6 protein-coding genes and 1 pseudogene are annotated in these 6,691 nt (G+C 73.8%); all 7 read right to left on the bottom strand.

Annotated features, from left to right (window positions below):
* Positions 1-299 (bottom strand): annotated as a pseudogene (locus ACIGZJ_RS36775) (ATP-dependent helicase); the annotation flags it as partial.
* A 360-nt stretch (positions 300-659) separates the two neighbouring features.
* Positions 660-863 (bottom strand): cold-shock protein, encoded by a 204-nt coding sequence (locus tag ACIGZJ_RS36770; RefSeq protein WP_030918248.1) that lies wholly within the window; start codon positions 861-863, stop codon positions 660-662.
* 550 nt (positions 864-1,413) lie between these two features.
* Positions 1,414-2,661 (bottom strand): sensor histidine kinase, encoded by a 1,248-nt coding sequence (locus ACIGZJ_RS36765; RefSeq protein WP_396461368.1) that lies wholly within the window; start codon positions 2,659-2,661, stop codon positions 1,414-1,416.
* Positions 2,658-3,461, bottom strand: a complete 804-nt coding sequence (locus ACIGZJ_RS36760) for a response regulator (protein WP_396461367.1) — start codon at positions 3,459-3,461, stop codon at positions 2,658-2,660. Before ACIGZJ_RS36760 ends, ACIGZJ_RS36765 begins: the two co-directional genes overlap by 4 nt.
* Complete coding sequence (locus ACIGZJ_RS36755) at positions 3,458-4,360, bottom strand: hypothetical protein (RefSeq protein WP_396461366.1); 903 nt, start codon at positions 4,358-4,360, stop codon at positions 3,458-3,460. Before ACIGZJ_RS36755 ends, ACIGZJ_RS36760 begins: the two co-directional genes overlap by 4 nt.
* 307 nt (positions 4,361-4,667) lie before the next feature.
* Positions 4,668-5,267 (bottom strand): class F sortase, encoded by a 600-nt coding sequence (locus tag ACIGZJ_RS36750; protein ID WP_396461365.1) that lies wholly within the window; start codon positions 5,265-5,267, stop codon positions 4,668-4,670.
* A 283-nt stretch (positions 5,268-5,550) separates the two neighbouring features.
* Positions 5,551-6,018, bottom strand: a complete 468-nt coding sequence (locus ACIGZJ_RS36745) for a hypothetical protein (protein ID WP_396461364.1) — start codon at positions 6,016-6,018, stop codon at positions 5,551-5,553.
* Positions 6,019-6,691: the final 673 nt, after the last annotated feature.

Genomic DNA, 6,691 nt, shown 5'->3' with positions numbered 1-6,691 from the left:
TTCGGCAGCGTGGCGGCCTGGATCGGGAACGGCGCGGTGACGCCCTGCCGGGTCAGCACCGACAGCAGCGCCTTCGGCATCTCCAGCTCGTCGAACGCCTCGACGGCCGGCAGCGCCGGGGTGGTGCTCACCGGCATCGCGAACTCGGTCCTCCCGGAGGACCCCGGGCGGCCGCCCTGGCCGGAGGGCCGGCGACCGCCGGCCGGGCGGGAGCCGTAGAAGCCGCTGCCGCCGGAGCGGGAGCCCGCGGCGGAGCGGGAGTTGGTGTTCTGGTACGAGGAGCGACTGGAGCGATTCATACGAAGACCTTCCTCAGGGCGGCACGTCACGAGGATGGCTCTGCAGCGCGGGGCGCCGGCGGAGACCGCTGGGGAACGGGCCGGAAGAGTGACGGACGGGGCGTGGACGGTAGAACCGTGCGGCACGTCACCTACGGTCGGCGCTCGCCTGAAAGGAAGGGAGCGAAGAACCTCGAGCCGTGGGTTGTCACGGCAGGGCGCCGATCCGGACGCGACGCCGTGCGTCTCGCGTGGGGATGGTCGCCGGTGGCGAAGCCGGGGGCCTGAGCGGCCGGGGTGTCACAGCGCAATGCCGAGGGGCCCGCACCGGGCATGTACGCGGTGCGGGCCCCTCGCTGCTAGGCGGGTGCCATGGCAGAACTACAGCGGACGAATGTTCTCCGCCTGCGGGCCCTTCTGGCCCTGCGTGACGTCGAACTCGACCTTCTGGCCCTCGAGCAGCTCACGGAAGCCGTTGGCGTTGATGTTCGAGTAGTGGGCGAAGACGTCCGGGCCGCCACCCTCCTGCTCGATGAAGCCGAAGCCCTTTTCCGCGTTGAACCACTTCACAGTGCCATTAGCCATAAAAAATTCTCCTTCAAGGGGCTGTCCGAAGCCCACACCGTGCGGGCTCCGAGTCGCCGCGATGAGCACCCACCCGGGGAAGAGCCGGGAAACAAAAATGCGCCTGCGATACATCGAGCAGGCGCACACAAAGTTCATGGGAACCACTACTGCAACCAAAACGACTCTAGCAGGCCCGGGCCCGCCGCGGTGGATTATTTTCCCCCCGACCCCGCGGACGCCACCCCCGGCCCCACCGCCCCCGAAGCGGAAATATCACCAACACCCCTCACTCCCAAGCAAGTTAGATCCCCCTCCGCCCCCACGTCCAGGCCGTGGACGCCACCGCCCACACCTCGGAAACGCCCACGTCAACGACACCGAAATGGACCCCCACCACCGCCCCGGCCACCCCCGACATCACCGGAGCCACCGACCGCCCGATTCCCATTCCGCCCGGCCCGAATTCCAAAACCTCCCCAGGAGCCACCCCCACTCCTTCCAAAACCACCCGAAAAGTCACGCCGAAATCCCCCCGCCCAGCCGGGCCCCCATCGCCGCCGGGGCGGGGTCAGGGGGTCTGCGGGTCGGGTGGGGGTTGGTGGGCTGCGGGGGGTAGCAGGAGGGTGGCCACGGCGCCGCCGGCGGGGTGGTTGGTGAAGGTGAGGGTGGCGCCGATGACGCGGGCGTGGCCCTGGGCGATGGTCAGGCCCAGGCCGTGGCCGCGGCCGCGTTCGCGGACGCTGGTGCGGAAGCGCTGGGGGCCGTGGTGGAGCAGGTCGTCGGGGAAGCCGGGGCCGTGGTCGCGGACGGTGATCCGCAGGCCGTCGACGTTCAGCAGGACGGGGCCGGTGCCGTGGCGGTCGGCGTTGACCAGGAGGTTGCCCAGGATGCGGTCCAGCCGGCGCAGGTCGGTGCGGACCACCGCGTCGGCCTCGCCCGCCACCGTCACGGTCGGCTCCGTCAGACCGGTCAGCGTGACCGTGCGGCGCACCGCGCGTTCCAGCGGCACCTCCGACAGGTAGGCGGTCTCGGCGTCGGCGTCCAGCCGGGACACCTCCAGCAGGTCCTCCACCAGCGAGCGCAGGACCTGTACCCGGTTGCGGACCAGTTCGGTCGGACGGCCGGGGGGCAGCAGTTCGGCGGCCGTCACCAGGCCGGTGAGCGGGGTGCGCAGCTCGTGCGCCACGTCGGCGGTGAACTGCTGCTCGTCCTCCAGCCGGCGGTGCAGCGCCCGGGACATCGAGTCGACCGCCGCCGCGAGATCGGCGACCTCGTCGCGCCCGTCGACCAGCTCGCCGATCCGGGTGTCCGTGCGGCCGGCCGCGATTCCGCGCGCGGCGGTCGCGGCGGTGCGCAGTCGGCGGCTGATCCGGTCCGCGACCATGACCCCGGCCAGCACCGTCGTGAAGACCGACGCGGTGACGGCGATCAGGATGATCCGGTCCAGGTCGGCGATGGCCTGCCGGTCCTGGGCGAAGTCCACCCGGACGGAGAGCACCCCGCCCTGGACCGCGCCGGCCGCCCACATGGCCTCGCCCTCGGGCCCGGCGGCCAGGACCGACCCCTGCCGCTCGTCGGCCGCCAGGTTGCGCAGCCGCGCCGGGAGCGCCGGATCGTCCAGGGCGGCGGTGCGGCCGGTGATCGTGCGGTTGAGCTTGTACGAGGCCAGCGAGGAGTCGAGCGCGGCGAGCGCGGAGCTCCGGGCCTGGTCCACGTGCTGGCGGACCATCGCCTGATGCACCAGCAGGCCGACGGTGACCGCGACCAGGACGGAGATCGCGGCGACGGCGGTGGCGATCTGGCGGCGCAGTGTCATACCGGCCGCCGCAGCTTGTAGCCGAAGCCGCGCACGGTCTCGATCCGCCCGGCGCCGATCTTCGCCCGCAGGCGCTGCACGTGGACGTCCACCACCCGGGTGTCGGCGCCCCACTCGTAGTCCCAGACCCGTTCCAGCAGGCTGGAGCGCTCCAGCACGATGCCGGGCGCGGCGGTGAACTCCAGCAGCAGCCGCAGTTCGGTCGGGGTGAGCGGGACGAGCCGGCCGTGCACCCGGACCTCCATGCTGTCGGTGTCCACCTCCAGTCCGTCGAGGCTGCGCACGGTCCGGGTGGGCGGCGCGGGTGGCGCAGGCGCAGGGGATGTGGGCGGTGCGGGTGGGGCGGATTCCGTCGGGGTGAGCGGTGCCGCCGCCGGTACGGGGGGCGGTGGCGGGGTTTCGGCGGCCGGGACCACCCGGACCCGGCGCAGCACCGTGCGGATCCGGGCCACCAGGACCGCGCTCTCGAACGGCTTCACGATGTAGTCGTCCGCGCCGGCCTCCAGCCCCGAGACCACGTCGACCGGATCGGTGCGCGCGGACATCATCAGGATCGGCAGCTGGCTCTCCTCGCGGATCCGCCGGCAGAGGCCGACGCCGTCCAGGAGCGGCAGCATCACGTCGAGCAGCAGCAGGTCCGGGCGGACGGCCTGGAAGGTCTCCAGCCCCTCCAGTCCGTCGGCGGCCGTGGAGACCGGGAACCCGTACCGCTCCAGGGCCATCCGGGTGGCCTCGCGGATCACCTCGTCGTCCTCGACGATCAGGATGTGCGGCTGGGCGGTCGGGGCGGCGGGGTTCATGGCTTCGCTTCCGGGGCGGCTGGGGTCGGACGGACGGGGGAGGCGACGGCGGCGCCGGAGGGGAGGGCCGGGCGCGCGGTGGCGTCCCCGGCGCCGGCTCCGTTCCCCGGTGCGGAGGGTCGGCTGGGGGCGACCGCCCCGGGGGCCGGGCGGCTCGCCCCGGGCATCACGGTGGGCGTGGCGGTCGGCGGGGCGGGGACGGCACCGGTCTCGGCGGGGTTCCCCTGGCCGGAGCCGGGGACCGGGCCGATCCCCTCGACCTTCCGCTCCGCCAGGGCGAGCCGGACCCCGTCCCAGCTGTAGTGGCTGCTGGTCCGGACGTAGACCGTGGTCGGCTCGTACAGCCACAGCTCCGGGCCGATCGTCTCGGCGCTGAAGCCCTTCTGTACCTGGACCCGCAGCACGGGGACGACACGGTCCCCGGCCACGGTGTAGACGTGCAGCACCACCCGCTCGCCGGTGCCGACGGCGGTGACCAGTTCGTCCCGCCCGTCACCGGTGAGGTCGCGGTGCTCGGCGCTGCGGACCTCACAGGCGGGGCAGCCGTCGAGGGCGCGCCGCTCCTCCGCCGTCACCCCGGGGTCCTTGGCGAGCACCGTGCGGGCGTCGAGCACGGTGATGTCCTGGCCGGGCACGGTGACGTCCGGGATCGGCTGCGGCGGCGGATCGGTGGCCCGGCTGCCGTCCGCGGTCGGGGAGACCGGGGGCGGGGCGGCCGCCAGGTCCGACCAGAGCGGCTGCGGTACCGGGGGAGGTGTCACCCGCCCGCTCACGCCGTTGTCACGCAGTTCGCCGGGCGCCGCGCACCCGGTGAGCGAACCGGCCAGTAGTCCGAGGAGTCCGGCGCCCGCCGCGGCGGACACCCGGACCCGCAGCCGGCTCCGAAGCGGTGCTGCCATGGTCGGATCCCTTCCTTCTGGTCTGCCTGGTCTGTTGGTCTGCCTGATGTGCCTGGGCTGCGGTGATCCGCCGGTTCGTGCACGGCACCGGGCCGTCTCCGACAAGGCCTAGGTCGTCCGGAGGGGAGCCCCCGGTTCCGCCCGGGGGCGGGGGCGGCCGGTGTCCGTCGGCTTCGGCGGTCCATGATCCCTCTCCGGCCGCCGGGGAATCAGGGCGGGTGCGGGTGCGTGCGGCGCCGTGCGGCGGGCACGCGTGCGGGTGGGGCTCGCGGCGGCGGCCGCGAGCCCCACCCGCACCGGCGCCTGCTCAGGTGGCCAGGTCCGCCAGGATGATGATGTTGTCGGTCCAGTGGCCGTCCGCGCCGATCCGGCCGCCACAGGTGATCAGGTGGAGCTCCGGCGCCTTGGTGTCGCCGTAGACCGTCTCGGTCGGGAAGTCGTCCTTCGGCGCCTGCAGCAGGGTGCGGACGCGGAAGGAGACCGTGCTGCCGTCGGTCCGCCGGACCTGGATGCCGTCACCCGGCTTGAGCTTCGGCATCGCATGGAAGACGGCCGGGCCGTGTGCGGTGTCGTAGTGCCCGATCAGTACGGAGGGGCCGGTCTCGCCGGGGGTGGGGCCGTTGCGGTACCAGCCGACCTCCGAGGCCCGGTCGGCGGGCGGGACCTCCACCGTGCCGTCGGCGTTCAGGCCGAGGCCGGTGACCGGGGCGTCCACACCCGCCGCCGGGATGAGGAGCCTGGTCGGGACCGAAGCCGCGACCGCCCGAGGGGTGGGGACGGGCGCGGCGGGTGCCGTGGGTGCGGACGGTGTGGAGGCCGAGGCGGGAGCGGCGGCGTTGTGGACGGACGTCTCCACCCGGACCACCGGGGTCTCCGGGTCCGAGAGCGCCACGGTGGCGCCGACCACCAGGCAGAGCAGCCCCGCCGCGGCGAAGGCGGTCCGGCTCAGCCCGCTCAGGCCGGGTGCGACCGTCCGGTGGCCGTGCCGGCCGCCGGGGCGCGCCCCGCGGCGGCTCTCACGGCGCCTGGCTCGTCGGCCACCGTCGGTCGACTGCTGTGCATACTCCGCTGCTTCTACTGCTTCGAGGGTCCCGGGCCGCCCGTCGTCCGGCAGGGGCCCGCCGCCCCGCCCCGGTACGTGACCGTACGGAGGCGGGGCGACGGGGTGCCCGGAGGGCCCGGAACCGGTGTCAGCCGCGCGCACCGGAACGGCGGCGCAGGAGGGCGAAGCCCAGCACACCGGCACCGACGGCGGCCACGGTGCCGCCGCCGACGAGCATGACGCCGGAGTTGCCGCCGGAGCTGGAGCCGTCGCCGGCCGCGGCCGCGCCCTTGGGCACCTCACGGACCTGCGGGGCGCCCCCGCCGTTGGCCTCCGGCCGGGGCGACGGGGTGGCGGTGACGGTCGCACCCGGGGCGGCCGGGGCAGCGCTCGGCCGGGCCGGCGGGCTGACCACGGGGGCGCCCGCCGAGCCGCCGGCGGGAGACGGCATGGCGGTGGGGGTGGCGACAGCCGGGGCGGCGGACGGGGCGGCCGGGGCGCCTCCGTCGGCCCAGGCCGGCCCGCCGGCGACGACGGTCATCAGGGCGGCGCCGGTGAGGGCGCAGACCGCCAGGACGCGGCGGGCGGGCGAGCGGTGGGTACGGCTCTTGGTCATGCGGTGGATCTCCTTGGTCGTGGACGTTGCCGCGGATCCCGTACGGCTCCGCTGCGGTCCGCACCCGGCCGGAGGTGGCCGGGGCGACGTCAGTGACGCTAGGGAGGCCGTGTCGCGGTCCCCGGCCGGTCGTGTCACGGCGGTTCATCGGCCGCCCATCGGCTGTGTAACGGCGCCGGGGCGGGTGTGACGACCGGGTCGCGGCACGCGGGTTCGGGCGGCACGACCGGCCGGCGGACCGGGCCCGGGCTGGTGGCCCTGGCTGGGGATTTGCCTGCGGCCCGGGATGGGCGTAGTGTTCTCTAGTCGCTCGGCTGGGAGCACCGGACACGCATTGGCGCGGACGGTCCCGGGGCGGCCAATCCCTGCAAACACCACACCCGGTTCGGGCTGGGCTGCGTTCTGCCTTTTCGGCTTCGCGGCTCGGGTCTTATTTGGTGTGCCCGTTTATATGGATTGCGGCCGGATTCGCTTTCTGCAGCGGGGATCGGCTAGAGTTTGAAACGTCGGACGGGGCGTCAAGCCACAGAAGACAGCAGCGAGTTGGATGAAGGAAGCGCCGGAAACGGTACGGAAAGCATCTGATAAGCTGGAAACACGAAAGAACGAAGCGCCCGGAGGGCCCGCTGGAAGGCGGTCCGAAGGAAGTGTCCGTTCCTTGAGAACTCAACAG

The organism is Kitasatospora sp. NPDC052868 (assembly GCF_044547105.1).
Taxonomy (GTDB): domain Bacteria; phylum Actinomycetota; class Actinomycetes; order Streptomycetales; family Streptomycetaceae; genus Kitasatospora.
Note: the sequence above shows the minus strand (reverse complement) of the source record. Positions and strands in the feature narration are given on the sequence as shown.

Coding starts and splice junctions, on each gene's coding strand:
- ACIGZJ_RS36755 (WP_396461366.1), bottom strand. CDS start 4,360: ATGGCAGCACCGCTTCGGAGCCGGCTGCGGGTCCGGGTGTCCGCCGCG.
- ACIGZJ_RS36760 (WP_396461367.1), bottom strand. CDS start 3,461: ATGAACCCCGCCGCCCCGACCGCCCAGCCGCACATCCTGATCGTCGAG.
- ACIGZJ_RS36770 (WP_030918248.1), bottom strand. CDS start 863: ATGGCTAATGGCACTGTGAAGTGGTTCAACGCGGAAAAGGGCTTCGGC.
- ACIGZJ_RS36765 (WP_396461368.1), bottom strand. CDS start 2,661: ATGACACTGCGCCGCCAGATCGCCACCGCCGTCGCCGCGATCTCCGTC.
- ACIGZJ_RS36745 (WP_396461364.1), bottom strand. CDS start 6,018: ATGACCAAGAGCCGTACCCACCGCTCGCCCGCCCGCCGCGTCCTGGCG.